The sequence below is a fragment of the Pseudomonas oryzihabitans genome (genome assembly GCF_032027545.1).
Taxonomy (GTDB): Bacteria; Pseudomonadota; Gammaproteobacteria; order Pseudomonadales; family Pseudomonadaceae; genus Chryseomonas; species Chryseomonas oryzihabitans_F.
Genome location: NZ_JAVSJB010000012.1, coordinates 112,917 through 136,958, shown reverse-complemented (window position 1 = coordinate 136,958; position 24,042 = coordinate 112,917). Strand labels below are relative to the sequence as shown.

General features: G+C 66.1%; 21 protein-coding genes and 1 pseudogene. 9 read left to right on the top strand and 13 right to left on the bottom strand.

Features of this window, described 5'->3' with window-relative positions; genetic code table 11:
- The 6 genes from RND78_RS19270 to RND78_RS19245 all read right to left on the bottom strand — a co-directional run.
- On the bottom strand, positions 1-1,112 hold a 1,112-nt coding region (locus RND78_RS19270; RefSeq protein WP_312731302.1), incomplete at its 3' end, for an MCP four helix bundle domain-containing protein.
- Between the two features lie 13 nt (positions 1,113-1,125).
- Positions 1,126-3,297 carry a chemotaxis protein CheA gene (locus tag RND78_RS19265; protein ID WP_312731299.1) on the bottom strand — a complete coding sequence of 724 codons (2,172 nt, stop codon included), beginning with the start codon at positions 3,295-3,297 and terminating at the stop codon, positions 1,126-1,128.
- Entirely contained in the window at positions 3,294-3,599 is a 306-nt protein-coding gene (locus RND78_RS19260) for an STAS domain-containing protein (RefSeq protein WP_312731297.1), read from the bottom strand. The genes RND78_RS19265 and RND78_RS19260 overlap by 4 nt, the downstream gene beginning before the upstream one ends.
- A gap of 19 nt (positions 3,600-3,618) precedes the next feature.
- The gene (locus tag RND78_RS19255; RefSeq protein WP_059227685.1) at positions 3,619-3,990 is read right to left on the bottom strand and encodes a response regulator; all 372 of its coding nucleotides are present in this window, start codon (positions 3,988-3,990) and stop codon (positions 3,619-3,621) included.
- A 14-nt stretch (positions 3,991-4,004) separates the two neighbouring features.
- Positions 4,005-4,751, bottom strand: coding sequence for a methyl-accepting chemotaxis protein (locus RND78_RS28380; RefSeq protein WP_409457080.1), 747 nt, complete (start codon positions 4,749-4,751; stop codon positions 4,005-4,007).
- A gap of 555 nt (positions 4,752-5,306) precedes the next feature.
- A complete protein-coding gene (locus tag RND78_RS19245) occupies positions 5,307-6,074 on the bottom strand; it encodes an FCD domain-containing protein (protein WP_312731291.1) in 768 nt (255 codons plus the stop codon).
- A gap of 220 nt (positions 6,075-6,294) precedes the next feature.
- Between RND78_RS19245 and RND78_RS19240 the strand changes: the two genes are divergently transcribed.
- The 4 genes from RND78_RS19240 to RND78_RS19225 all read left to right on the top strand — a co-directional run bounded on the left by RND78_RS19240 (position 6,295) and on the right by RND78_RS19225 (position 11,202).
- On the top strand, positions 6,295-7,989 hold the full coding sequence (locus RND78_RS19240) for a lactate permease LctP family transporter (protein WP_312731288.1): 1,695 nt from the start codon (positions 6,295-6,297) through the stop codon (positions 7,987-7,989).
- 272 nt (positions 7,990-8,261) lie between these two features.
- Positions 8,262-9,086, top strand: coding sequence for a (Fe-S)-binding protein (locus RND78_RS19235; protein WP_312731287.1), 825 nt, complete (start codon positions 8,262-8,264; stop codon positions 9,084-9,086).
- Positions 9,087-9,091: 5 nt separating this feature from the next.
- A complete protein-coding gene (locus RND78_RS19230; RefSeq protein ID WP_312731314.1) occupies positions 9,092-10,537 on the top strand; it encodes a LutB/LldF family L-lactate oxidation iron-sulfur protein in 1,446 nt (481 codons plus the stop codon).
- Positions 10,534-11,202: a lactate utilization protein C gene (locus RND78_RS19225; protein ID WP_312731285.1), complete on the top strand. Its 669-nt coding sequence runs from the start codon at positions 10,534-10,536 to the stop codon at positions 11,200-11,202. Before RND78_RS19230 ends, RND78_RS19225 begins: the two co-directional genes overlap by 4 nt.
- A gap of 200 nt (positions 11,203-11,402) precedes the next feature.
- On the opposite strand, the gene RND78_RS19220 is transcribed toward RND78_RS19225, so the two are convergent.
- From RND78_RS19220 to RND78_RS19210, 3 genes are all read right to left on the bottom strand, one after another.
- Positions 11,403-11,873: an MEKHLA domain-containing protein gene (locus tag RND78_RS19220; protein ID WP_312731283.1), complete on the bottom strand. Its 471-nt coding sequence runs from the start codon at positions 11,871-11,873 to the stop codon at positions 11,403-11,405.
- 109 nt (positions 11,874-11,982) lie between these two features.
- A complete protein-coding gene (locus RND78_RS19215) occupies positions 11,983-13,101 on the bottom strand; it encodes a YncE family protein (RefSeq protein ID WP_312731281.1) in 1,119 nt (372 codons plus the stop codon).
- Between the two features lie 114 nt (positions 13,102-13,215).
- On the bottom strand, positions 13,216-14,208 hold the full coding sequence (locus RND78_RS19210) for a ribonuclease Z (protein WP_312731280.1): 993 nt from the start codon (positions 14,206-14,208) through the stop codon (positions 13,216-13,218).
- 187 nt (positions 14,209-14,395) lie between these two features.
- On the opposite strand from RND78_RS19210, the gene RND78_RS19205 reads away from it, so the two are divergent.
- Positions 14,396-15,640: an acyl-CoA dehydrogenase family protein gene (locus tag RND78_RS19205; protein ID WP_312731277.1), complete on the top strand. Its 1,245-nt coding sequence runs from the start codon at positions 14,396-14,398 to the stop codon at positions 15,638-15,640.
- Between the two features lie 70 nt (positions 15,641-15,710).
- On the opposite strand, the gene RND78_RS28375 is transcribed toward RND78_RS19205, so the two are convergent.
- Both RND78_RS28375 and RND78_RS28370 read right to left on the bottom strand, forming a co-directional pair.
- On the bottom strand, positions 15,711-16,121 hold the full coding sequence (locus RND78_RS28375) for a methyl-accepting chemotaxis protein (RefSeq protein WP_409457079.1): 411 nt from the start codon (positions 16,119-16,121) through the stop codon (positions 15,711-15,713).
- Positions 16,122-16,250: 129 nt separating this feature from the next.
- Positions 16,251-17,027 (bottom strand): annotated as a pseudogene (locus RND78_RS28370) (PAS domain-containing protein); the annotation flags it as partial.
- Positions 17,028-17,244: 217 nt separating this feature from the next.
- Between RND78_RS28370 and RND78_RS19195 the strand changes: the two are divergent.
- From RND78_RS19195 to RND78_RS19180, 4 genes are all read left to right on the top strand, one after another.
- The gene (locus tag RND78_RS19195) at positions 17,245-18,411 is read left to right on the top strand and encodes an acyl-CoA dehydrogenase family protein (protein WP_312731271.1); all 1,167 of its coding nucleotides are present in this window, start codon (positions 17,245-17,247) and stop codon (positions 18,409-18,411) included.
- A 13-nt stretch (positions 18,412-18,424) separates the two neighbouring features.
- Positions 18,425-19,510, top strand: coding sequence for a sigma-54 dependent transcriptional regulator (locus RND78_RS19190; protein ID WP_312731269.1), 1,086 nt, complete (start codon positions 18,425-18,427; stop codon positions 19,508-19,510).
- Positions 19,511-19,591: 81 nt separating this feature from the next.
- On the top strand, positions 19,592-20,452 hold the full coding sequence (locus RND78_RS19185; RefSeq protein ID WP_312731266.1) for a pirin family protein: 861 nt from the start codon (positions 19,592-19,594) through the stop codon (positions 20,450-20,452).
- Between the two features lie 97 nt (positions 20,453-20,549).
- Positions 20,550-20,891: an FKBP-type peptidyl-prolyl cis-trans isomerase gene (locus RND78_RS19180; protein WP_312731263.1), complete on the top strand. Its 342-nt coding sequence runs from the start codon at positions 20,550-20,552 to the stop codon at positions 20,889-20,891.
- 36 nt (positions 20,892-20,927) lie between these two features.
- Here the strand turns inward: RND78_RS19180 and RND78_RS19175 are convergent, their stop codons facing one another.
- The gene (locus tag RND78_RS19175; protein ID WP_312731260.1) at positions 20,928-21,113 is read right to left on the bottom strand and encodes a hypothetical protein; all 186 of its coding nucleotides are present in this window, start codon (positions 21,111-21,113) and stop codon (positions 20,928-20,930) included.
- Between the two features lie 211 nt (positions 21,114-21,324).
- A complete protein-coding gene (locus RND78_RS19170; RefSeq protein WP_312731258.1) occupies positions 21,325-24,000 on the bottom strand; it encodes a cellulase family glycosylhydrolase in 2,676 nt (891 codons plus the stop codon).
- Between the last annotated feature and the right edge of the window lie 42 nt (positions 24,001-24,042).

Sequence of the window (24,042 nt, the reverse complement as noted above, 5' to 3'; positions counted from 1 at the left end):
ACGGGAATGCGGGCATCGGTCTCGCCGCGGTCGTGGGCCTGAGACACCTGGTTCATTTCCGCTACCAGGGTCTGGATGTTGTCCCGCACCTGTTCGAGGTTGTCGTTGATCACCGCCTTCTTGCCGGGGAAGCGCTCCAACTGGGCGGTCAGGTTGCCCTCGCCGAAGCTCTTCACGCAGGCCATGGCCTTGGCCGAATCGCTCAGGTGGCCGGCGACCATGGCATTGACGCCTTCGGCCATGTTGCGGAAGGTGCCCTGGAAGTTCTCCACCTGGATGCGCGCATCGGTTTCGCCACGATCATGCTCGGTGGACATCCGCGACATCTCTGCCACCAGCCCGCGCAGGGTCGTCACCATGCTCTGCATGGCGGCCATCAGGCTGGAATCGTCGCCTTGCCGCAGCTTCAGGTCGTCGGGCAGGTCGCCCGCCGCCACCCGGGTGGCGACCGCGGCCACGGTGGTCGGTTCGCCACCGAGCTGGCGCAGCAGGTTGCGGGTGATGAAGAAGCCCAGCAGGCCGATCCCCAGGAGCGTCGCCAGGGCGATGCCGATGGACAGCAACGTGGCCTGGTGGCGAGTGATGTCGGCCAGTTGCGCCTGGGCGGCGCCGAGTTGCTGATTGTAGGCCCGATGGGCGTCCAGCGCGTTGCCGACCTGATCGATCACGTTGCGCTTCTCGCCCAGGATACGCTTGACCTCCTCGTCCTGGCTGGCCCGAGACAGCGGCAGGATGGTGGCGGCCAGCTTGTTGAGCTCGGCGATCGCCTGCTGGTCGTCCTGCAGGAGCTTGCGATCCGCCTGATCCGAGATCAGCGGCTCATAGGCTTTGAGACTCTCCGCGGTCAGCCGCTGGGCTTCCGCCAGTTCATCCTCGGCTATTTTGGTAGCCGCTTCGCCATCGGCCGCCAGGTGGCGATACATACCAGTGATGATGTCCGCCGAATGGGCATCGATGGCGTCGATGCCGAGGATGGACGGCACGGTGTTGTCATTGCCGTAGTTGGCACGATCATAAACTTTTTCCAGTTGGACGTAGGCTAACCCGGCCAGCAGCACGATACCGAGCAGGGCCGAAACCACCAGCAACGCCATCTTCTTACTTACGGTCATGTCGAAAATCCTTTCAGGAAAGAGTGGCTGTCGCAGCGCCACGGGTGGCGCCCTGGGATACCTGGCCGATCAGCCCGGGAACGCTCAGGATCAGGGCCACGGCACCGCTGCCGAGGATGGTGAAACCACCGAGGCTGCGGTTGTGGCCGAACAGCGGCCCCAGGGGCTTGATGACGGTCTGGAACTCGCCGAGCAACTGGTCCACCACCAGGCCGGCGCGGCGGCCGGCGTAGTTCACCACCACCACGTTCTGGCGCCGCGGCGGAGCCTCCTCGACGGCGAACAGCTGACGCAGGCGCAGTACCGGGAGGACCTCGCCACGCAGGTCGAGATAGTCGTTGCCACGGCCCTGGGCACCCGTGGCGTCGGTGAGCTCGATGCACTCCTCCACCGCATCCAGGGGCACCACGTAGGTGGCGTTGCCGACACCGATGAGGAAGCCGTCGATGATCGCCAGGGTCAGCGGCAGGCGAATGGTGACGGTGGTCCCCCGACCTTCCTCGCTGGTGAGATCGACGCTGCCGCGCAGGGCGGTGATGTTGCGCTTCACCACGTCCATGCCGACGCCACGGCCGGACAGGTTGCTGATCTGCTCGGCGGTGGAGAAGCCGGGCTCGAAGATGAGGTTGAAGATGTCACGGTCCGCCAGGACCTGGCCCTCGGCGATCAGGCCACGCTCGGTGGCCTTGCGCAGGATGCGCTCGCGGGACAGACCGCCACCGTCGTCGGTGACTTCGATGACGATGCTGCTCGACTCGTGATAGGCGTTCAGGCCCACGGTGCCCTGGGCCGGTTTGCCGCGCGCCAGGCGCAACTCGGCGGATTCGATGCCGTGGTCCATGGCGTTGCGGATCAGGTGGGTCAGCGGATCGCCGATCTTCTCCACCACGGTCTTGTCCAGTTCGGTGTCGCCGCCGCTGATACGCAGGGCGATGTCCTTGCCGATCTCCTTGGAGACGTCCCGCACCACCCGCTGGAAGCGATTGAAGGTGGTACCGATCTGGACCATGCGCAAGGTCAGGGCGGTGTCTCGTACCTCCTCGACCAGCCGCGACAGCACGCCGGTGGATTCCACCAGTTCGGCCAGGCCGCTCTGCTGGGCGATGAGCTGGGTGCCGGCACCAGCGATGATGAGCTCGCCGATCAGGTCGATGAGTTGGTCGAGCTTGGTCGCATCGATGCGGATCAGTTGGCCATCGCCCGCGGGCGCATTGCGCTGTTCCTTGACCTTGCGCTGCTTGTCCAGCGCTGCGTCCACCACCGGCGGGTTGACCAGATTGGCCTCCACCAGCACCTCGCCGATGGGCTGCCGGGGCAGCGCCGGATCGGCCTGGCGGCGAAGCACCTCGTCCAGCTCGTGGGCGGTCAGGGTGCCGCAACGCACCAGGATCTCGCCCAGGCGCAGGTCTTCCTCGGGCAGCTCTTCGATCAGCTTGCAGTAATCGCTGCTGCGGCTGTGGGGCGGCAGGATGCGAATGTCGCTGTCCTCGCGGACGAACTCGAAGGCGCCCTCGATGGTTTCCTTGTCGGCGTCGCTGTCGAAGGCCACTTCGAAGCCCAGGTAGCAGGTCTCCGGGTCCATCTCGGCGGCGGCCGGGATGGCGTCGGTCAGGGTGACGATGTTGACGATGCGCCCGAAGCTGTTGAGGTAGCGGACGAAGGCCAGGGGGTCCATGCCGTTGCGCAGCATGTCTGGCCCGAAGCGCAGCGACAGGTGCCAGTGGCCGGCGGCGACACCGTCGGTGGCGAGTATGGGCGCGCGGGTCGCAACGGCCGGGCCGCTGGCCTTGGCGCTCGGGATGAGGTAGTGCTCTAGCCGCTGCACCAGGGCCGCGCCCGCAGCCTGGAAGTCGGCTTCGGGAGCGCTGCCGGAGTCCACCAGGGCGATCAGGCCATTGAGGTGATCGCAGACTTCCAGGAACAGGGCGGACAGGGTTTCGTCGAAGGCCAGCTCGCCACTGCGGATGCGGTCGAGCACGCTCTCGGCGACATGGGTGAAGGAAACGACATGGTCCAGGCCGAACAGCCCCGCCGAGCCCTTGATGGTGTGGGCCGCCCGGAAGATGGCATTGATCAGCTCCATGTCTTCCGGCGCCTGCTCGATCTGCAGCAGCGCGGCCTCCATCTGCACCAGCAGTTCCTCGCTCTCGGCGATGAAGGTCTTGAGAATCTCGTCCATGTTCATGCGGCCACCTCCTGGGTCGGGATGGGCATGAAGAACTGGGTGAGACCCGCCAGCTCCAGCAATTCGGTGATCGCCGGGCTGGGGTCGACCAGTTCCAGAGCGCCGCCCAGGCTGCGTGCTTCCCGCTGGGCCAACAGGAGCAGCTGCAAGCCAGCCGAGTCGAACTCGTCGACCTCGGCCAGCTCCAGGGCCAGGGTGACACCGGCGGCCAGAGGCTCCATCAGCAGCGGCTTGCTGTCCGCCGCGGTGTAGATGGTCAGGGGCCCGGAGAGGGGTAAGCGAGTGCGAACGATGTCGTTCATGGGCAGCCTCCGCGGGCTATCAGGGCATGATCAGTTTGGAGACCGCCGCCAGCATCTGCGCCGGCTGGAACGGCTTGACCATCCAGGCCTTGGCCCCGGCGGCCTGGCCGGCGGCCTTCTTGGTGGCGTCGGATTCGGTGGTCAGCATGATCACCGGGGTGAACTTGTAGGCCGGCAGCTTCTTGGCCGCGGTGACGAAGGTGATGCCATCCATGTTGGGCATGTTCACGTCGCTGATGATCAGGTGGATCTTGCGGCCATCCAGCTTGGTGAGGGCGTCGCGGCCGTCACAGCCTTCGATGACGTCATAACCGGCGCCCTTGAGGGTCATGGCGACCACCTGGCGGATGGAGATGGAGTCGTCGACGATCAGAATGGTTTTGTTGCTCATGGCAGAACGTCCTGTCAGAAGAAGGTGATATCGGATTCGGCGGGGGCGGCGGCACGTTTGCCGTGGTGTACGGCGACCTGCTCGGCCATGGTGTAGGTGCGGGCCAGCTCGGCGAGCCAGGCCTTGGTATCCAAGGGGGGCAGCGCCTGGCCGCTGGCCGCCAGGGCGCGTCGTTCGGCGACCAGGCACTCGAGACGAGCTTGGTCGTCACGCACGTGACCGAGCATCTGACTGACCCGATCCTGGAACTGCAGGGCGACCAGTACCTCGGCGATGGCGCCGCCGACGGCCGAGGCGTTTTCCGCCAGGGCATCGCTGCGCTCGACCACCTCGCGGGTGGTGCCACCGAAGGCCCCGATGACCTGCTCGATGGTCTCGCCGGACTGGTTCAGGGTGCCGGTATCGCGCTCGGCGTGAAGCTGCGACAGCTCCAGGGTACGGGCAATGGCGCCATTCACCGTTTCCACGGTCTCGCCGATCTTTTGCCCGGTATCGCCGGACAGGGTGGAGAGTTTGCGCACCTCGTCGGCGACCACCGCGAAGCCACGACCGGCCTCGCCGGCGCGCGCCGCTTCGATGGCGGCGTTGAGCGCCAGCAGGTTGGTCTGGCGCGCCACGTCGCCGACGTCCTTGGCCATGCTCTTGAGTTGTTCGGTGAGCGAGGCCAGGCCGTTGACCTCGTTGAGCAACGCGCCCTTGCTGGAGAGCGCTTCGCGCAGCGATTGCAGGATACCGTCCAGCTGGTTCTGGCTGGCGGCCATCAGGTTCACCAGGCGATCGCCGCCGCCCTGGTCGTTGCCTGCCACGTTCTCGATGCGGCCGGCCAGCTCGGCGAAGCGGCTGGTCAGGCTGACGATTTCCTGTTCGGTGTGAGCGCGCGCGGCCTCGATCTGTTCGGACCACACGGGAAGGACGGCGACACACAGATTCTCCAGGGCCTCGTCGCGCGCCAGGCTGAGTTCCTGGCCTGCGGCCTGGGCAGCCTCCAGCTCAGCCTGCAGGGTGGCGGCGCGCCGGTGTTGCCAGACGGCCGCTCCTGCCGCGAGGGCGACCTGGACGCCGCCGAGGGTGAGGGTCGTGGTGGAGAGGCCGGCGACGCCGAAAAGCGAGCATACCGACGTGACACCCAGTACCACTGGCGTCAGTAGGAAGGGTGGAACTATGATGTCTGATGTAGGTTTGGCCACTGTCAAGTACCGGTCTAGACGCGCAAAAGCGAGATAGTGTGACCGGGTTATCACGGCTTGGCGGCAAAAACTTTAGGACACCTCGAAAATAAATTAGTGATATCAAAACGATATTGTTTCTAATTGCTTCTAAAACTCATCTCGGCGCCTAGCGCGTGCCAACCGATGAGCCACCGCGCCCGCCTCCACCAGCACTTCCTGCACATAGGCCAGATGCCGATTGGCCGCCTCCCGTGCCGCCTCGGCGCGTCCATCGACGATGGCTTCGTAGAGCGCCCGATGCTGTTCCAGCAACCGCTCGCGGGTTTCGCCACGCTGGGCGTGCATGCCACCGATATTGGTCACCATGTGGTGCCGGAGCAGCTCGAACAGACTGCGGATGCTGTGTAGATAGACGGCATTGTGACTGGCCTCGGCGATGGCCATGTGAAAGGCCGCATCGGCCTCCCCTTCCTCTTCCCGACTGATGGTCTCGCGCCGGCGATAGCAGTCCTCCAGGCGTTCCCAGGCCAGCTTCAGCCGCGCCAGATCCGGTTCGGTGGCGCGCTGCGCGGCGTAGTAGGCACAGGCACTTTCCAGGGTGTGGCGAAACTCCAGCAGATCACGCCGGGTCTCCTCGCGACTTTCCAGCAGCGGCAACAGCGGATCGGTGAAGGCGCTGTTCAGCGCCTCGGTGACATAGGTACCCCCGCCCTGCCGACTGATCAGCAGTCCACGCGCCACCAGTTTCTGGATCGCCTCCCGCAACGACGGTCGCGATACCCCGAAGCGCTCGGCCAGGGCCCGTTCGGCCGGCAGGCGCTCGCCCGGCCGCAGTGATCCTTCGGCGATCAGCGCTTCCAGGTGCTTGACGATGTCGTCCGACAGGCGACGTTGCTTGACCGGTTCGAAACCCATGAAAAACCTCGGGAAATGCGCAAAGCGGTAGGGCGTGCTCGCCAGCTGGAAAAGCTGGCCGACGAAAGTCGCACGGCAAGTCGTTTGACAGCGGGAAAGACCCCGCTTAACGTGCGTGAAGTCGCCCTTGTAAATTGGTCTTACCAATTTTTGCCACAGGTCGCGATGCCGTGCAACCCCGTCCTGCCGCCTCCCTACAAAAACAATCAAGGAGCACCCGATGGAAACCTGGCAACAGCTCTATCTCCCCCTTGGCAGCCTGGGCCTTTCGGCCTTCGTCGCTGCCCTGCCGATCCTGTTCTTCTTCGTCGCCCTCGCCGCTCTCAGGCTCAAGGGGCACGTAGCGGGCGCCCTGACCCTGGCGATCGCCCTGGTCATCGCCTTGTTCGTCTACCACATGCCGGTGGACAAGGCTCTGGCTGCCGCTGGCTACGGTTTCCTCTATGGCCTCTGGCCAATCGCCTGGATCATCGTCACGGCAGTGTTCCTCTACAAGCTGACGGTCAAGTGCGGCCAGTTCGACATCATCCGCAGCTCGGTGCTGTCCATCACCGATGACCAGCGCCTGCAGGTGCTGCTGATCGGCTTCTGCTTCGGCGCCTTCCTGGAAGGAGCGGCAGGCTTCGGCGCCCCAGTGGCCATCACCGCTGCCCTGTTGGTGGGCCTGGGGCACAATCCGCTGAAGGCGGCCGGCCTCTGCCTGATCGCCAACACCGCACCGGTGGCCTTCGGCGCCCTGGGCATCCCCACCATCGTCGCCGGCCAGGTGACCGGCATCGACGCCTTCAAGATCGGCGCCATGACCGGTCGCCAGCTGCCACTGCTGTCGCTGTTGGTGCCGCTGTGGCTGATGTTCATGATGGACGGCATGCGCGGCCTGCGGGAAACCTGGAAACCAGCGCTGATCTGCGGCGGCACCTTCGCGGTGTTCCAGTATCTGACCTCCAACTTCATCGGCCCGGAACTGCCCGACATCACTTCGTCGCTGGCGGCCATGATCGCCCTCACCGCCTACCTGAAACTGCGTCAGCCGCAGCACGCCACCGCCGGTGCCACCACCGTGGTCGGCGGCGGTGGTGCCGCCATGCTGGGCGGCGGGGTTGGCTTCGGCAGCGGCGGTCGCCTGCCGCCGGAGCACTCCCTGGGCACAGTGATCAAGGCCTGGTCGCCCTTCCTGATCCTTACCGTGGTGGTGACGATCTGGACCACCAAGGCCTTCAAGGCGCTGTTCGCCAGCGGCGGCGCCCTCTATGCCCTGGTGATCAACGTGCCGGTGCCCTACCTGGACAAGTTGGTGCTCAAGACGCTGCCGATCGTGGCCACGCCCACGCCCATGCCGGCGGTCTACAAGCTCGACCTGCTGTCCGCTTCGGGCACCGCGATCCTGATCTCGGCGCTGATCTCCATGGCCATCTTCCGCATCAGGCCCTCGACCGCCCTGGGCGTGTTCAAGGAAACCCTGGTGGAGTTGCGCAAGCCGATCCTGTCCATCGGACTGGTGCTGGCCTTTGCCTTCGTCGTCAACTACTCGGGCATGTCCACCACCCTGGCCCTGCTGCTGGCCGGTACCGGCGCACTGTTCCCCTTCTTCTCGCCGCTGCTGGGTTGGCTGGGGGTGTTCCTGACCGGTTCGGATACCTCGTCCAACGCCCTGTTCGGCTCGCTGCAGGCGACCACCGCGCACCAGATCGGCGTTTCCGACACCCTGCTGGTAGCGGCCAACAGCTCCGGCGGTGTGACCGGCAAGATGATCTCCCCACAATCCATCGCCGTGGCCTGCGCCGCCACCGGCATGGTGGGCAAGGAGTCCGACCTGTTCCGTTTCACCGTGCGCCACAGCATCGGTTTCGCCGTGCTGGTCGGGTTGATCACCCTGGCGCAGGCCTATGTGTTCACCGGCATGCTGGTGCACTGATCGCGCGGTTCCCGGCGGCGGCTCCGGTCGCCGCCGGTCTTCTGGAGCCTTTTGATGATCTCGCGAGCTAGAGACAAACAAGGCGCAACGACCAACGGGAGTAACAGCCGACGGCTGGCCCGTAGGGTGAGCGCCAGCGAATCAAAGGCCTGAGAAAGCGGAGTTTACGGAGGGTAAATGAGCATTCCGAAGGCATTTTCAACGCGGTTTGGCCGATGCGCAGCAGATCATAAGCCGGCTCTCTTTTAACCGGGCCAACCCGGAGTATCCCGATGACCGACCTCTTCCACAACGCCGCCCCCAACGCCACCCGCACCGCGCCACCGCTGGCGCCGCCGCGGACCTATCCGCCGCAGAAGCCGACCCAGGTCTATCTGTTCGGCACCTGCGTGGTGGACCTCTTCTATCCCGAAGCCGGCCTGGACAGCATCCGCCTGCTGGAACGCGAAGGCATCCGCGTGCATTTCCCCCAGGCGCAGAGCTGCTGCGGCCAGCCGGCCTATACCTCGGGCTACAGCGAGGAAGCCCGCGGCGTGGCCCGCACCCAGCTGGCGCTGTTCGCCGAGCCCTGGCCGGTGGTGGTGCCCTCCGGCTCCTGCGCCGGGATGCTGCGTCATCACTATGCCGAGCTGTTCGCCGACGAACCCGAGACCCTGCATCTGGTACAGGACCTGGCCGAGCGCACCTACGAACTGGCGGAATTCCTGCTGCACGTCTGCCAGGTCGACTACCAGGATCGCGGCGCCCCGACCAAGGTGGCGCTGCACACCTCCTGCAGCGCCCGCCGCGAGATGCAGACCCACCTGCACGGCCGCGCCCTGCTCGGCCAGCTGCAGGCCGTGGAGCGCGTCGACCATGACCACGAGAGCGAATGCTGCGGTTTCGGCGGCACCTTCTCGGTGCGGATGCCGGACATCTCCGGCGCCATGGTGGCGGACAAGACCCGCGCCCTGCAGGACAGCGGCGCGGCCCAGGTGCTCACCGCCGACTGCGGTTGCCTGATGAACATCAACGGCGCCCTGGAAAAGCAGCGCGCCGCCCTGCGTGGCGAACACCTGGCGAGCTTTCTCTGGCGCCGTATCGGAGGTGCAGCGTGAACGAGATGCTGAAGATCCCCCTCACCGACGTCAGCGCGGCGCCCCCGTTCAAGACGCGGGCCCGCCAGGCCCTGGGCGACGACCAGCTCAGACGCAACTTCCGCACGGCCATGGATTCGCTGATGACCAAGCGCCTGGCCAGCATGAGCGATGCCGACGAGCGCGAGCGGCTGCGCGAGCTGGGCAATCGCATCCGCGCCCGGGCGCTGTCCAAGCTGCCGGAGCTGCTGGAGCGGCTCGAGGCGAACCTGACACGCAACGGCGTCCAGGTGCATTGGGCCGAGACTACGGCTGAAGCGAACGCAATCGTCCAGGGCATCGCCGAACGTCACCAGGCGCGGCTGCTGATCAAAGGCAAGTCCATGGTCAGCGAAGAGATGGACATGAATCTCGTCCTCGGTGCCCAGGGCATCGACTGCCTGGAGTCGGACATGGGCGAGTACATCATCCAGCTCGCCGGCGAGAAGCCGTCACACATCATCATGCCGGCCATCCACCTCAACCGGCAGCAGGTGGGCACCCTCTTCAACGAGCACCTGGGCGAGCCCTACACCACCGACGTCGACGAACTCATCCAGACCGGCCGGCGGGTACTGCGGCAGAAATTCTTCGAGGCCGACATCGGCATCTCCGGCGTCAACTTCGCCGTGGCCGAGACCGGCACCCTGTTGCTGGTGGAAAACGAGGGCAACGGGCGGATGTCCACCACGGTACCGCCAGTGCACATCGCCGTGACTGGCATCGAGAAGGTGGTGGAGAATCTGCGCGACGTGGTGCCGCTGCTGTCGCTGCTGACCCGCTCGGCGCTGGGCCAGCCCATCACCACCTACGTCAACCTGATCTCCGGTCCGCGCAAGGCCGAGGAGCTGGACGGCCCGCGCGAGGTGCACCTGGTGCTGCTGGACAACGGCCGCAGCCAGGCCTTCGCCGACAGCGAATTGCGCCAGACCCTCAATTGCATCCGCTGCGGCGCCTGCATGAACCACTGCCCGGTCTATACCCGCATCGGCGGCCATGCCTATGGCGAGGTCTATCCCGGCCCCATCGGCGCCATCATCACCCCGCACCTGGTGGGCCTGGAGCGCGCGCCCGATCACCCCAGCGCCTCCTCGCTGTGCGGCGCCTGCGGCGACGTCTGTCCGGTGAAGATCCCGATTCCGGCGCTCTTGCGGCGGCTGCGGGAAGAGAACGTCAAAGCGCCCAATGCCGAGCCGCACCTGCTGCGCGGCCAGGGCAGCAAGTTCTCCGCCCGTGAGCGCTGGACCTGGCATGCCTGGCAAAGTCTCTACACCTCGCCACTGCTATACCGGGGCTTCAGCTACCTGGCCACCCGCTTCGGCCGCTTCACCCCCGGCCAGCTCGGCCCCTGGACGGAGCACCACAGCGCGCCCAGACCGGCAGCGCGCTCGCTGCACGAACTGGCCCGCGAACACCTGGAGCAACGCCCATGAGCGCCCGCGACAACATCCTCGCCAAGCTGCGCGGCAGTCTGCAGGGCACCCAGCCGCTGGCGGACACCTTCGACGAAGCCCTGGTCACCGAACCCTGGCGCTATCCGCCTGAAGAACGCGTCGCCCGCCTGCGCACCCTGATGGAGACGGTGCATACCGAAACCCACCTGACCACCGCGGCGGACTGGCCGGCGCTGGTCGAGCGCATCCTTGCCGAACGGGGTCTGGATCAGCTATTGATCGCTCCCGGCACGCCCCACGGTGCGCGCCTGGTGGAGCGCTGGCAGGGCGACGGCCAGCCGCGCTGGAAGGCCTACGACCGCCCCGTGGAAGAATGGAAGGCCGAGCTGTTCAACGACACCCCCGCCAGCCTCACCGGCACCCTCGGCGCCCTGGCCGCCACCGGCAGCCTGGTGCTCTGGCCGGATCGCCAGGAGCCGCGACTGATGAGTCTGGTGCCGCCGCTGCACATCGCCCTGCTCAGGGCCAGCACCGTGGTCGACAACTTCTACGAGTTGCAGCGACAGCAGCGCTGGCAGGACGGCATGCCGACCAATGCCTTGCTGATCTCCGGCCCGTCCAAGACCGCCGACATCGAGCAGGTGCTGGCCTACGGCGCCCATGGGCCCAAGGATCTGGTAGTACTGATCGTCGAGGATGAGTGAGGCGTACGTCCCTCACCCCAGCCCTCTCCCCAAGGGCGAGGGAGCAGTTCCTTGGGGAGAGCAGATCCGGCGTCACCACGCGCGGAAAACGCTACGCGGGTTTCCGCCCTACGGCGGGGCATGCGTAGGGTGGACAACGGCGCAGCCTTGTCCACGCATTCGAGGATCAAGATAGCGCAGCGAAGCCAATCATCCCTGCCTCACTCCACCTGCCCGACCCGCTGCGCATCCGGCCAGAACAACGCCGCCTGCCCCAAGCGCCCGCCTTCCGCATCAACCAGATTCCACACCACACCCGCATGGATCATGAACGGCCGCCCCGTCCTATCCACCCGCCAGCCGGCGTAACCCGTGGCGTAACCCTGGCGACCCACCGTCTCCATCAGCACCTGCCGCGCCGCGCGATCCTTGGGCGAGGCGCTCAGGCGTGACGGCATGCCGATGAATTCGGTGCGGGAGTAGCCGAAGCAGCACAGGGCCTGGTGGTTGGCGTAGCAGAACAGCGGATCGACTTCACCGCCGTGGGCCAGCAAGGCATAGGGTGCCCGCTCGTGCAGCCAGGTGAAGAGGTCGGCCTGAGGCAGCCCGTCGGGACGGGGCAGCGGCTGGCCAATCCAGTGGCGATAGGAGGCATCCAGCAGGGGAAGCAGACTGGGATCGGTGGCGGACAACCCGGTAGCTCCTCGGGAATGGCAAGCCATCCATTCAAGAGCAAGCCGGCGAACTTGGGAAGCCCTTTGGCTGCCGCAGCAGGACACCACGGCAGCCAAAGGGCACGCGTTACTTCACCGCGGTCAGGTCGATGCGCACCACGCTTTCCGGCGCGGTGTTCATGTACTCCTTGTCGAAGGGCGTCTTCACCGTCGCATACAGCGTCTGGCCGTCGGGGCTGACCAGCAGGCTGTTGGGATTGGGCTTGAGATCGTAGGCCTTCTTCTCGGCGTAGGTGGTGGCGTCGAGGATCAGCAACCGGCCGCTCTCGCGCTGGGTGATGTACAGCTCGTTGCGTTGGGTATTGAGCTTGATCGCCAGGGCGTCACCCACCGGCAGGCGCTTGATCACCTTGCCGGTGCGAATGTCGAACACCAGCACGGTCTTGGCTTCGGAGTTGTCGGTGACGAACAGCTGATGATTCGCCCGATCCTCGGCCAGGTTCAGCAGCAGGTACTTGCCGCCATCGCCCGGCGTCCAGCGCTGTTCGATCTTGCGGGTACGCGGATTGATCACCAGCACCTCGCCGCCGCCATTGGCCGCATAGAGCCGCTGGGTATCCGCGGAATACAACAACCCGGTCACCCACTTGCCGGCGTTGGGAATGCGCGCCTTGAGGGTCAGGGTCTTGGCGTCCACCACCCAGATCACGCCCGGATCGCCGACGCCGCCGACATAGAGGTTGCCGTCGAGCAGGATGACCTGGCGCGGGTTGACCGGATGGCCGTCCCGGCCCATCTCGTTGAACTTCAGGCGCTTCTCCACCTTGCCGGTACGCAGGTCGATGCGCGTCAGGCCGCCGTCCAGGGAATTGGTGACGAACAGGGTTTCGCCAGCGGCATCGGTGGTCAGGGCGAAGTTCTTCAGGTCGGTATGGATCTGGCCAGTGACGGCCAGGGTCGCCGGATCGAGCTGGTAGATCACCCCACCGGTGACGCCCTTGGTCAGTTGCGCGGTCGCGGCATAGACCGCTTGCTTGGCCGGGCTGTAGGCCAGTTCGTAGAGGCCATAGCCCAGCTCGACGCGCTTGAGCTCGGCAGGTGCCTGGGGCGTGGCCGGCGCGGCAGCGACCGGGACCGGCGCCGGAGGGGGCGGCGGCGCCTCTGCCTGGGTGGAGCAGGCAGCCACTGCCAGCGACAGCAGTGCGAGGGCACCCAGCGTCGAAACCTTGTTCAAAGACACCACCATTTGCTTCTCCTAGGGACGAGGTGCGCAGGGTCGAAGCGACCCTGGAATGATAAACGTTCGCACTATGCCCAAGGAAAACAGGTCGTACAAGGTCGCGGGCACCCACTCTTGCAGCTAATCGTGGTCGCTTCTCCCCTCCCCGCCGCTCTGGTCCAGGGCTTTGAGCCGCCCCTGCCGATCCAGCCGAAATCGCGAAAAATCCTTGGCCAGGTGCAGCTCGCCCGAGTAGCGAGCCGCGGCTTCCTGGCGCAGCTCCTCGATGGACGGCGACCGTCCAGGATCGGCCTGATAGCGCGGGCTGAAATGAGTCAGCAGCAAGGCCGGCAACCGCTGCGTCTCCGCGAAACCAGCGATACCCGCGGCACTGCTGTGGCCCCAGCTCTGGCCGGTCTTGTCCACCTGCGCCTGGGTATAGGTCGCCTCATGGACCAGCACCTGGGCACCGTGGCAGGCCTCGGCCAGCAGCCCGGGATCGTCGTTGTCGCCCGCTACCACCAGCCGCCGCTCGCCGTAGGCGGCCTGCAGGAAATCGGCACTGAGCAGCAGGCGCCCTTCGTGAATCATGTCTTCTCCCGCCTGTAGCCGTCCCCACAGGGGGCCGCGGGGCACCTGTGCAGCGGCCAGGGCGGCGGGATCGAGGCGCTGCGGTCGACGGGTCTCGCGAAAGCGGAAGGCGTGGCTGGGCACACGATGGGAAAGCGCAAAGGCGTCGATGTCCCAGGCACCCAGGGCCAGGCCGGTGAAGTCCTCCAGGGCATGGAACTGCACCTCGAACGGCAGGTGCAGGGCGGTCAGGGCCTGGGTGGCGGCGAGCCAGGCCTGTACCGCTCGGGGAGCGATCAGGACCAGCGGCTGGCTACGTCCGGTCATGGCGGCGCTGGCCAACAGCCCCGGCAGGCCATAGCAGTGATCGCCGTGGACATGGGTGATGCAGATGGCACGCAGATCCGCCACCGACAGCGGCGTGCGCAGCAGCTGGTGCTGGGTGGCCTCGCCGCAGTCGACCAGGAACCAGCCCTTGCCCTGGTCCTCGATCAAGGCGACGGCCGAGACGTTGCGCCGCCGGGTCGGCACGCCGGCGGAGGTGCCGAGAAAGAGGATGTCCATGGACGCTCCGCAAAAAACGCCAGTCTAGCGCGTCCGGCTAGGTGTCGCCTGGGCAACAGCGATGGTGCAGCCGTGCTGCCCCCGGGGCAGGACGCAGGCGGAAAAGCCCGTCGGATCAGGCTTTGGAGGGCTGGCAACGCTCTTGCAATGGCTCTGGCGTAGACCTTTTCAGCCGCCGAGGATCATCATGAATCTGCCCGCTCGTCATCTGCCCCCCACCCGCACCGATGTGCCCGACTACGAACGCCTGGCCGCCCGCTTCCGGCCGATCTTCGCGCGCATCGCCGAGGGTGCCCTGGAGCGCGAACGCAGCCGCACCCTGCCCTACGCCCCCGTCGCTTGGCTCAAGGAAGCCGGCTTCGGCGCCGTGCGGGTGCCGGTGGAGTTCGGCGGCAGCGGCGCCAGCCTGCCGCAGCTGGTGCACCTGCTGATCGAACTGGCGGCTGCCGACAGCAACCTGCCCCAGGCCTTGCGCGGGCATTTCGCCTTCGTCGAGGATCGCCTAAACGCCCATGCCAGTGCCTCCCAGCAGGTCTGGTTCGAGCGCTTCGTCGCCGGTGAGCTCGTGGGTAACGCCTGGACCGAGATCGGCACCGTCAAGCTCGGCGAGGTGATCACCCGCGTCAGCCAGCAGGGGGGCGAGTGGCGCCTCAACGGCACCAAGTACTACAGCACCGGCAGCCTGTTCGCCGACTGGATCGACGTCTACGCCCAGCGCGACGATACCGGTGGCGACGTCATCGCCGCCATCCGCACCGACCAGCCGGGTGTGCGCCAGTCCGACGACTGGGACGGCTTCGGCCAGCGCACCACCGCCAGCGGCACCTCGGTGTTCGAGGACGTGCGGGTGGAGCCGGAAAACCTCATCGACTTCGCCACCCGCTTCAAGTACCAGACCGCCTTCTACCAACTGGTGCTGCTGGCCGTGATCACCGGCAGCGGCCAGGCCGCCGTGCGTGACTTCGCCGAGGCGGTGAAGGCGCGCACGCGCGTCTACAGCCATGGCAATGCCGACACGGCCAGCGCCGATCCCCAGGTACAACAGGTGGTGGGCAAGGCCTCGGCCTTCGTCTATGCCGCCGAGGCGGCTACCCTCAGCGCGGCCGCGGCAGCCCAGGTCGCCTATGAGGCGCGCTATGCCGAAGATGCCGCCGCCGAGCACCAGGCCAACGTCGCGGCCGAACTGGAATCCGCCCAGGCGCAGTCGGCGGTGGCCGACCTAGTGTTGCGCGCCACCAGCGACCTGTTCAACGCCCTGGGCGCCTCGGCGACCAGCCTGAGCAAGGGTCTGGACCGGCACTGGCGCAATGCCCGCACCGCCGCCTCGCACAACCCGCTGATCTACAAGGAACGCATCATCGGCGCCTGGGAGATCGAGGGGACCGAGCCGCCCTACGTCTGGCAGATCGGCGGCGGCAGCAAGCAGGGCTGACGCCTCGCCGTCGTCCAATGCACAACGGCAACCCGAGGGTTGCCGTTGCGTCAGCCAGGCTCGCGCGGGATCAGTTCGACAGCTGCCGGGCGAACCGCCCCACCGCCCCGACCACCCGCTGGGCGCCATCCTGGATCTCCACGATCACCTGCCCAGCCTGGCCGGCCAGTTCCAGCCCCTGCTCGGCCTGGCGTCGACCGTTCTCGATCACCGTCACCGCCTCGCTGGCCAGTTGCTGGTTCTGCTGCACCACCCCGACGATCTCCTCGGTGGCCTTGCTGGTGCGCGAGGCCAGTTGCCGGACTTCGTCGGCCACCACGGCGAAGCCGCGGCCCTGTTCGCCGGCCCGCGCAGCCTCGATGGCGGCGTTGAGCGCCAGCAGGTTGGTCTGTTCGGCAATACCGCTGATGGTCTTGATGATGGTGCCGATCACCTGGGACTGGTTGTCCAGCGCCTCGATGCCCTTCACCGCCTCCTGCATCTGGCTGGCCAGGACGCGCATCACGTCCACCGTCTGCTGCGCCACCACCGCGCCCTTGCGGGCAGTGTCGTCCGTCTGCTGGGACGTCTCGAAGGCCAGGCTGGCCGCTTCGGACACCGCCTGCTCCTGCTCGACCTGCTCGGTGATCACGGTGGCGAACTTGACGATCTTGTACAGCCGGTCGTGGGCATCGATCACCGGGTTGTAGGACGCTTCCAGCCAGACATCCCGGCCGTGGGCATCCAACCGCTTGAAGCGATCGACGACGAACTCGCCACGGCGCAGCCGTGCCCAGAACTGTTGGTAGGCCTCGGAATTGGCCTCCGCCGGATCGCAGAACAGCCGGTGGTGCTTGCCCTTGATCTGCACCAGGGAATAGCCCATGGCCTGCAGGAAGCGGTCATTGGCATCGAGCACCTCGCCCTCGAGGTTGAACTCGATGACCGCCGTGGAGCGGCGCAACGCCTTGAGCAGGCTTTCGTGCTCGCGGGACGTCTCGATGGTCCGGGTCAGGTTGTTGCAGAATAGCCGGAAGCGATTCACCTGGCCCTGGCTGTCGTGGAAGGGATGCAGGATGCCGCGCAGCCAGGCCTCGCGCCCGTCACCACGGATGAGGCGCAGGGCGCCACTGAAATGCTCGCCGCGACTCAGACTCTGCTGCAGACGGCGGCTGTGTTCCTCGTTCTTGATGTGCGCCGGAATCAGGTCGGTCAGCGGCCGTCCCACCAGGTCCGCAGCCCGTACGCCCATTTCCCTTTCGAAATTGGCGTTCACCGAGGTGATGCAACCCCGACCATCCAGTTCGGCACCGATCATTTCGGCGTTCAGTTCCTCCTTCAGCCGCAAGAAGGAGTTCGACTGCTCGCGCAGGCGCTGCAGTTCCTGCTTTAGTTTCTTATAGAACATCGCGCACACCTGCTCGGCGGATTGAGTAGTCGTTGTATCGCCTCGCCTGGTCGATCCTTTAATTGGCTGAAGGCAGGGAGGACCGAGCGGCCGCTTTACACGATGGATGGCCAGCCGCGGACAAACTATTACGTAATAACCAAAAAATATTTCATATCCAGGTTTGAGCGGCTTTAAGTTCTAACGCCTGCAGACCCGCCAATCTACAAGAGTCACCATGACCTATCCCGCGTTGGAAATCCTCACGCCCCTGCTATCCACCTTCGCCGCCACCGCCGTCGAGCGAGATCGCCAGGGCGGCACGCCCAAGGCCGAGCGGGACACCCTGCGCCAGAGCGGCCTGCTGGCCCTGAGCATTCCGCGCGAGCTGGGCGGTCGGGGCGCGCCCTGGGATGAAACCCTGGAAACCGTACGCCAGCTCGCCCGGGTCGACAGTTCGTTGGCCCATGTCTTCGGTTTCCACCACCTACTGCTGGCGACCGCTCAGCTGTTCGGCCAGCCGGCGCAGTGGCGGCCCTGGCTCGAACGCACCGCCCGCGAGGCGCTGTTCTGGGGTAACGCCCTCAACCCGCTGGACCGGCGCACCCTCGCCCGCCGTCAGGGCGATGCCTGGCAGGTGGATGGGCAGAAAAGCTTCTGCAGCGGCGCCCTGGATTCCGATCTGCTGCTGCTCTCGGCACTGGAGCACGACGACCAGGGCCGCTTGCTGATCGCCGTGGTACCGACCGGGCGTGCGGGTATCCAGTTGTTCGATGATTGGGATAACAACGGCCAACGCCAGACCGACAGCGGCAGTGCCCGTTTCGACGCCGTACGCGTCGAAAACGAGGAGTGGCTGCTGGAGCCCGGTCCGCTCAGCACTCCTTTCGCCTGCCTGCGACCGCTGCTGGCCCAACTGATCTTCGCCAACATCTTCCTGGGCCTCGGCGAAGGCGCCTTCGCCGAGGCCCAACGCTATACCCGCAATCAGGCTCGTCCCTGGTTCAAGTCCGCAGCCGCCAGCGCCAGCGAAGACCCCTACGTCCTGCGTCACTACGGCGAATTCTGGGTCGCCCTGGAGAGCACCCGCCTGCTGGTGGAACGCGCCAATCTCGGCTTCGAGCAAGCCTGGCGCCAGGGCACGGCGCTCACCGCGGCGGCGCGGGGCGACCTGGCCATCGCCATCGCCACCGCCAAGGTCGCCGCCAGCCGCCATGGGCTGGATCTCGCCAGCCGGCTGTTCGAGGTCGGCGGAGCCCGCGCTACCGCCGGGGCGCTACGGCTGGATCGCTACTGGCGCAACCTGCGTACCCAGACCCTGCACGACCCGCTCGACTACAAATTGCATGAACTGGGCGACTGGGCGCTGAACGACCGCCTGCCCACTCCCAGCTTCTACTCCTGAAGAGGACTCGCCCATGACTCTGCTGACCCTGACGCGCACCCCCGAGGTGCCTCGCTACCGGGCCACCGCTCAGGTCTTCACCGATCCGCGCTCCCGGGAGCTGCTCGCCCACCTGGAAAAGATCGCTCCCAGCGAAGCCAGCGTCCTGGTGATCGGCGAGACCGGCACCGGCAAGGAGCTGATCGCCCGCCACATCCATGCCCTGAGCCACCGCCACGCCGGCCCCTTCGTCGCCGTCAACTGCGGCGCCTTCGCCGAGAGCCTGGTCGAGGCCGAACTCTTCGGCCATGAGAAAGGCGCCTTCACCGGCGCCCTGGGCGCCCGTGCCGGCTGGTTCGAGGAGGCCAATGGCGGCACGCTGTTCCTCGACGAGATCGGCGACCTGCCGCTGTCGGTGCAGGTCAAGCTGCTGCGAGTGCTGCAGGAGCGCGAGGTGGTGCGCCTCGGCTCCCGGCGCAGCATCCCGCTGGATGTCCGCATCATCGCCGCTACCAACGTCCCGCTGGAGCGGGCCGTGGCCGAAGGTACCTTCCGCGAGGACCTCTGGTACCGCCTCAACGTGGTCAGTCTGCCGCTGCTGCCGCTACGCCAGCGCCAGGGCGACATCCTGCCCCTGGCCCGGCACTTCCTCCATGTCTATGCCCAGGCCCCGGTAGCCCTGAGCCCAGCAGCGGAGCGGCGCCTGCTGGACCACCCCTGGCCCGGCAACATCCGCGAACTGGAAAACACCCTGCAGCACGCCCTGCTGCTCAAGCCCCAGGGCGTGCTGCAGGTCGAGGACCTGCACTTCGTCCAGCGCCCCACGCGTACGCCGAACCAGCCCCAGCCAACCGCCCAGGCGCCCACCGATGCCCTGCTCACCGAGGCCTTCGCGCAACTCTTCGAAGAGCAGCCGGAGGCCCTGCACGAACGCGTCGAGGACGCCCTGGTCCGCGCCGCCTATCGCTTCTGCCACCGCAACCAGGTCCATACGGCGCGGCTGCTGGGGTTGAGTCGCAACGTCACCCGCGCCCATCTGATCCGCATCGGCGAACTGGTGGTCAACCATCGGCGCCCGCTGGCGCCCCGACCGGAGCGTGAGGTGCAATTCTCCATCTGACCGTCGCGGCAGCAGCGCTACCAGGGTACCCGCCCGGCGAGGGTATCCCTACACTGGCGTTTTCATCCTGAGAGGTCCGCCATGACCGCCCGTACCCTGCTGCATCGTCATCCCGCCCACCGCGATGACATCGGTGATCTCCATACCCGCCGTCCCCTGCCAGGTCCCGGCCTGCCCCATCTGGATCCCTTCCTCTTTCTCAACCACCACGGCCCCCAGGTCTATCCGCCGCACAACGTCGGCCTGCCCTTCGGTCCCCACCCGCACCGCGGCTTCGAAACGGTGACCTTCATCCTCGCCGGCGCCCTGGCTCACCGCGACAGCGGCGGCCACGAGAGCGTCATCGACGCGGGCGGTATCCAGTGGATGACCGCCGGCAGTGGCCTGGTGCACGCCGAGCTGTCCCCGGCCAGCTTCAAGCGCGACGGCGGCGAGCTGGAAATCCTGCAGCTGTGGGTCAACCTGCCAGCGCGGCTCAAGTTCACGCCACCCGCCTACCACGGCGTCACGGCGGACGAGCTGCCGCTGATCGAGGCAGACCAGGGTCGCGTGCGCATCCGCCTGGCCTCCGGTACGCACCAGGGCGTCCAGGGCGCCGTGCGCACCCCGACGCCCATCACCCTGATGACCGTCGAACTCGCGCCGGGCGCCACCGCTACCCTGCCGGCCCCGCCCGGCACCTCGGTGTTCTGCTATGGCGTACGCGGCACCCTGCAAATCGCCGGACAGGACGAAGCCCCCTGGCAGCTCTTCGAATTCGCCGATGACGGCGATCACATCGAACTCGCCAGCCGGGATGGCGCCGTCCTGCTATACGGCTATGCAGCACCCTTCGCCGAGCCCATCGTCGCCCACGGCCCCTTCGTCATGAACAGCGCCGAGGAAATCCGCCAGGCGATCCGCGACTACCAGGCTGGACTGTTCGGTGACGTACCGGACTGACCCCTCAGTCATCCGCCCTGACCGTCGACGTCCCGGGATTCTCGCTGCAGCTGGACCCGGGGCTCGCTAGAATCGAAGTTTTTCGAGGACAGTGACGATGGACAACGGCCTGAAGATCCAGGATCTGCACGAGGGCGACGGCAAGGCCGCGGTCAAGGGCGCCTTGATCACCACCCACTACGAAGGCTGGCTGGACGACGGCACCCTCTTCGACTCGTCCCGCGCCAAAGGGCGCCCGTTCCAGTGCGTCATCGGCACCGGACGGGTGATCAAGGGTTGGGATCTGGGCCTGATGGGAATGCGGGTGGGCGGCAAGCGCCGGCTGGAAGTGCCAGCGTCCCTGGCCTATGGCGAACGTCAGGTCGGTGCGCTGATCAAGCCCCACGCCAACCTCACCTTCGAGATCGAATTGCTGGAAGTTCTGACTCGGGACGATTGAAGGCGGACCAAAGCCAGAGGTACCGCGGAAAGCGCCTCAGCCGGGGGTCTTGACGTTATTGCGCACCAGTTCCAGCTGGGCTTCGAGCACACTGAGCCGGGCGTATTTCTTGGTATAGATGACGAACTGCTCCTGGAAGCTCTGGCGACTCCGGGCCAGCTCCTGACGATGGTTGCGAATCTGTTCTTCCAGATTCTGCAGCCGCTGCTGGGTGGTTTGCATGGCACCTGCTCCTTGTGCGAGAAATCTCGCATTCGACTCTACTCGCGGGTTTGTAAGTCAAGCTATAGCCATTCGTCGTCCTTACAGAGCCTGTTCCAGAGCCTCTGCTGCTGGCGTTCCGCCACCTGCTGACGACGCTTTCGCTGCGCGAGATGGAGGAAAAGCGACAACACCAGGGGTCTCGTCGCCGTCCGTTTTCAGCGCGTCACGCTCAACGCGGTCCGATCGCCGTACAGCTGTTGCTCGCGTCCACGTACTTCTTCAGCGTCGGCCATTGCGGCCGCTCGGCACCGTTCACCGGCTCCACCGCCAGGGGCGAGGAACCCCAGCCCGGGCCGGCGGCCCAGTAGGTCAGCGGCATGCAGTTCTGCTGCAGATAGGCCAGCAGATTGTCGGTGGCCGCCAACCAGCGGCTGTCGCCCGCCGGTACGCCGAACTCCGCGATCATGCCGCGCTTGCCATTGCGCTTGAGCCATTCGACGAAGGGCTTGACGCGATTGACCCCTACCTGCGGATCGAAGCTGGTCATGTCCTGGGCCGCGTAGTTGCCGCTGCCGTCCTGGTCCAGGTAGACGTTGGCCGCGTAGATCAGGTTGTTGGCCGGGTCCTTCAGATTCAGCAGGGCGTTGCTGACGCCCGGCCAGTTGGCCGCGCTACCCCAGGCATTGCCCTGGACGATCACCGGATGGGTACGGTCCATGGTGCGGACGCCATCAATCCCGGACTGCGCCGTCACCGGCCAGCCACTGTCGGCGCCATTGGGCTTGCCCATGATGTCGTAGCCGTAGAGCGCGGCATGGTTGCCCCACTGGAAGGCCAGGCGATACATCAGATCCCAGTAGTTGAAGTTGGTGACGGTTCCGGTACCGATCAGGGTGCCCTTGTAGCGACCACCGTTGTCCAGCGCCAGGATCACCTTCATGTTGTACTTCTTGGCCAGCTCCAGTACCTGGGTGATCTGCTGGGTGTAACCCTGCTCCAGGCTGCCGAAGAAGCGTGTCTGCAACCGCTCCCAGATCACCGGGAAGCGGATCAGCCGCACGCCCTTGGCGCTCCACTGCTGGAAGTTCGCTTCGCCGGGCATGATGTAGTTGACATTGGCCACGCCGGGCAGTACCTGGGGCGCGAAGGCAGCCCCCGAGAAGTTCAGGCCGACCAGGCTCAGCTTGTTGGCGTTCGCCGGCGTCGTACCGGAACCCGCGGGCGTCGAGGACGATCCGGTGGGCGTCGGCACCGCGGTGGTCGGCGTGGTGCTGCCGGTGCTGGGTGCGGGCGTGGTCACGACCGGCGTCGCATTGCCCGCGCTGCTGCCCGAGCCGGAACCCGAGGTGCTACCCGAGCTGCCGGTCGATCCCGTCGTACCACCACTGCTGCCGGTACCCGGCACGCTGACGGCCGAGCCGGAGGTGGTGGCCCCGGTACGCAGCGTCTTCGGATAGCCGAAGAGGTTGCCATCGAGCTGCGGACTCTCGATGAACACGCTCATGTTGCTGCCTACGACCTGGGCGTAGGTCACCTTGTAGCTCTTGCCATCCGCCGGGGTGATGAGGGCGCCGACCTTGAAGGCGTCCACGTTCACCGCCGATGCCGGGATGGAAAAGCCGGCAGCCTTGCGATAGACGCCGTGCAGCCAGTCTTCGTTGGTGAAGTCGTTGATCGAGGTGGTCACCCCGGTGGTGGTCGAACCACCCGTGCTGCCCGTCCCGGCCGCAGCGCCCGTTCCTGCCGTGCCACCACTGGTGGAGCCGGAACCACCAGCGCTACTGCCCGCGCCACTGTTGTTGCTGGAACCGCCCGCCGTACCCGTACCGCTGGCCGGCGTGGTCGCCGCGCCACTGCCCAGGGGACCGATGGCGGTACAGTTGCTGTCATCGATGTACTTGCGCAGGGTCGGCCACTGCGGACGGTCGACGCCATTGATCGGCTCCACCGACAGGAAATAGTTGCCCCAGCCCGGACCAGCGGCCCAATAGGTGGCCGGAATGCAGTTCTGCTTGAGGTAGGCCAGCATGCGATCCATCAGCGGGAGCCAACGGGGATCGTTATCCGGCACGCCGAACTCACCGATCATGCCCTTCTTGTTGTTCTTCTTCAGCCACTCGACGAAGGGCCGCACGCGCTCCACGCCGTAATCCTGGCTGAGCTTGCCCACGTCGATCCCGGTGTAGTTGCCGCCAGCGCTTTCGTCGAAATAGGAATGCGCCTGGAAGACCAGGTTGTTCGAAGGATCCTTGAGCGCCAGCAGGGCGTCGTTCCAAAGCGGCCAGCGGGTCGCCTCCGACCAGCCATTGCCCTCGATCATGATGATCCGGGTCTTGTCCACCGCGCGCACGCCATCGATGCCGTACTGGGCCGCGATCGGCCACTGGGCCATGGAATCATGGGGCTCGTTCATGATGTCGTAGGCGTACAGCGACGGCTGATTGCTCCAGCGCTGGGCGATGCGGGTCATGATCTCCTGATAGCGGGTATAGGGCACCGCCGCGCTGCCGATCACCGAGCCGCGATAGAAGCTGTAGTTGTGCAGGTCGAGGATGATGCGCATCCCGTACTTCTGCGCATTGGCGAAGGTCTCGTCCACCAGGGCGGCGTAGGTCGGATCCAGCGGACCGCCCAGCACCGGCTGCAACCGCTCCCAGATGATCGGGAAACGGATCAGCTTGACGCCCTTGGCGCTCCACTGCTTGAAGTAGGCCTCCACCGGGAAGATGTAATTGGTACCGTTGACCCCTGGCAGCACCTGGCCCGCGAAGCCGGCACCGGAGAGATTGAGACCCACCAGATTGACCTGTTCGGCCTTCACGGTGGGCATGACCGCCAGAGCGGCGACGAAGGGCAGCACTCGGGCTGTCCAGCGGGGAAACTTCAGGAAGGATGGTTTCATCATCACCAACTGCGCTAGATCGACACGTGAACGCACTCCCTGAAC

Excerpts from the sequence above, each read along its gene's own strand:
- RND78_RS19265 (WP_312731299.1), bottom strand. The coding sequence starts at position 3,297 with ATGAACATGGACGAGATTCTCAAGACCTTCATCGCCGAGAGCGAGGAA.
- RND78_RS19260 (WP_312731297.1), bottom strand. The coding sequence starts at position 3,599 with ATGAACGACATCGTTCGCACTCGCTTACCCCTCTCCGGGCCCCTGACC.
- RND78_RS19255 (WP_059227685.1), bottom strand. The coding sequence starts at position 3,990 with ATGAGCAACAAAACCATTCTGATCGTCGACGACTCCATCTCCATCCGC.
- RND78_RS28380 (WP_409457080.1), bottom strand. The coding sequence starts at position 4,751 with ATGGCCGCCAGCCAGAACCAGCTGGACGGTATCCTGCAATCGCTGCGC.
- RND78_RS19245 (WP_312731291.1), bottom strand. The coding sequence starts at position 6,074 with ATGGGTTTCGAACCGGTCAAGCAACGTCGCCTGTCGGACGACATCGTC.
- RND78_RS19240 (WP_312731288.1), top strand. The coding sequence starts at position 6,295 with ATGGAAACCTGGCAACAGCTCTATCTCCCCCTTGGCAGCCTGGGCCTT.
- RND78_RS19235 (WP_312731287.1), top strand. The coding sequence starts at position 8,262 with ATGACCGACCTCTTCCACAACGCCGCCCCCAACGCCACCCGCACCGCG.
- RND78_RS19230 (WP_312731314.1), top strand. The coding sequence starts at position 9,092 with ATGCTGAAGATCCCCCTCACCGACGTCAGCGCGGCGCCCCCGTTCAAG.
- RND78_RS19225 (WP_312731285.1), top strand. The coding sequence starts at position 10,534 with ATGAGCGCCCGCGACAACATCCTCGCCAAGCTGCGCGGCAGTCTGCAG.
- RND78_RS19215 (WP_312731281.1), bottom strand. The coding sequence starts at position 13,101 with ATGGTGGTGTCTTTGAACAAGGTTTCGACGCTGGGTGCCCTCGCACTG.
- RND78_RS19210 (WP_312731280.1), bottom strand. The coding sequence starts at position 14,208 with ATGGACATCCTCTTTCTCGGCACCTCCGCCGGCGTGCCGACCCGGCGG.
- RND78_RS19205 (WP_312731277.1), top strand. The coding sequence starts at position 14,396 with ATGAATCTGCCCGCTCGTCATCTGCCCCCCACCCGCACCGATGTGCCC.
- RND78_RS28375 (WP_409457079.1), bottom strand. The coding sequence starts at position 16,121 with ATGCAGGAGGCGGTGAAGGGCATCGAGGCGCTGGACAACCAGTCCCAG.
- RND78_RS19195 (WP_312731271.1), top strand. The coding sequence starts at position 17,245 with ATGACCTATCCCGCGTTGGAAATCCTCACGCCCCTGCTATCCACCTTC.
- RND78_RS19190 (WP_312731269.1), top strand. The coding sequence starts at position 18,425 with ATGACTCTGCTGACCCTGACGCGCACCCCCGAGGTGCCTCGCTACCGG.
- RND78_RS19185 (WP_312731266.1), top strand. The coding sequence starts at position 19,592 with ATGACCGCCCGTACCCTGCTGCATCGTCATCCCGCCCACCGCGATGAC.
- RND78_RS19180 (WP_312731263.1), top strand. The coding sequence starts at position 20,550 with ATGGACAACGGCCTGAAGATCCAGGATCTGCACGAGGGCGACGGCAAG.
- RND78_RS19175 (WP_312731260.1), bottom strand. The coding sequence starts at position 21,113 with ATGCAAACCACCCAGCAGCGGCTGCAGAATCTGGAAGAACAGATTCGC.
- RND78_RS19170 (WP_312731258.1), bottom strand. The coding sequence starts at position 24,000 with ATGATGAAACCATCCTTCCTGAAGTTTCCCCGCTGGACAGCCCGAGTG.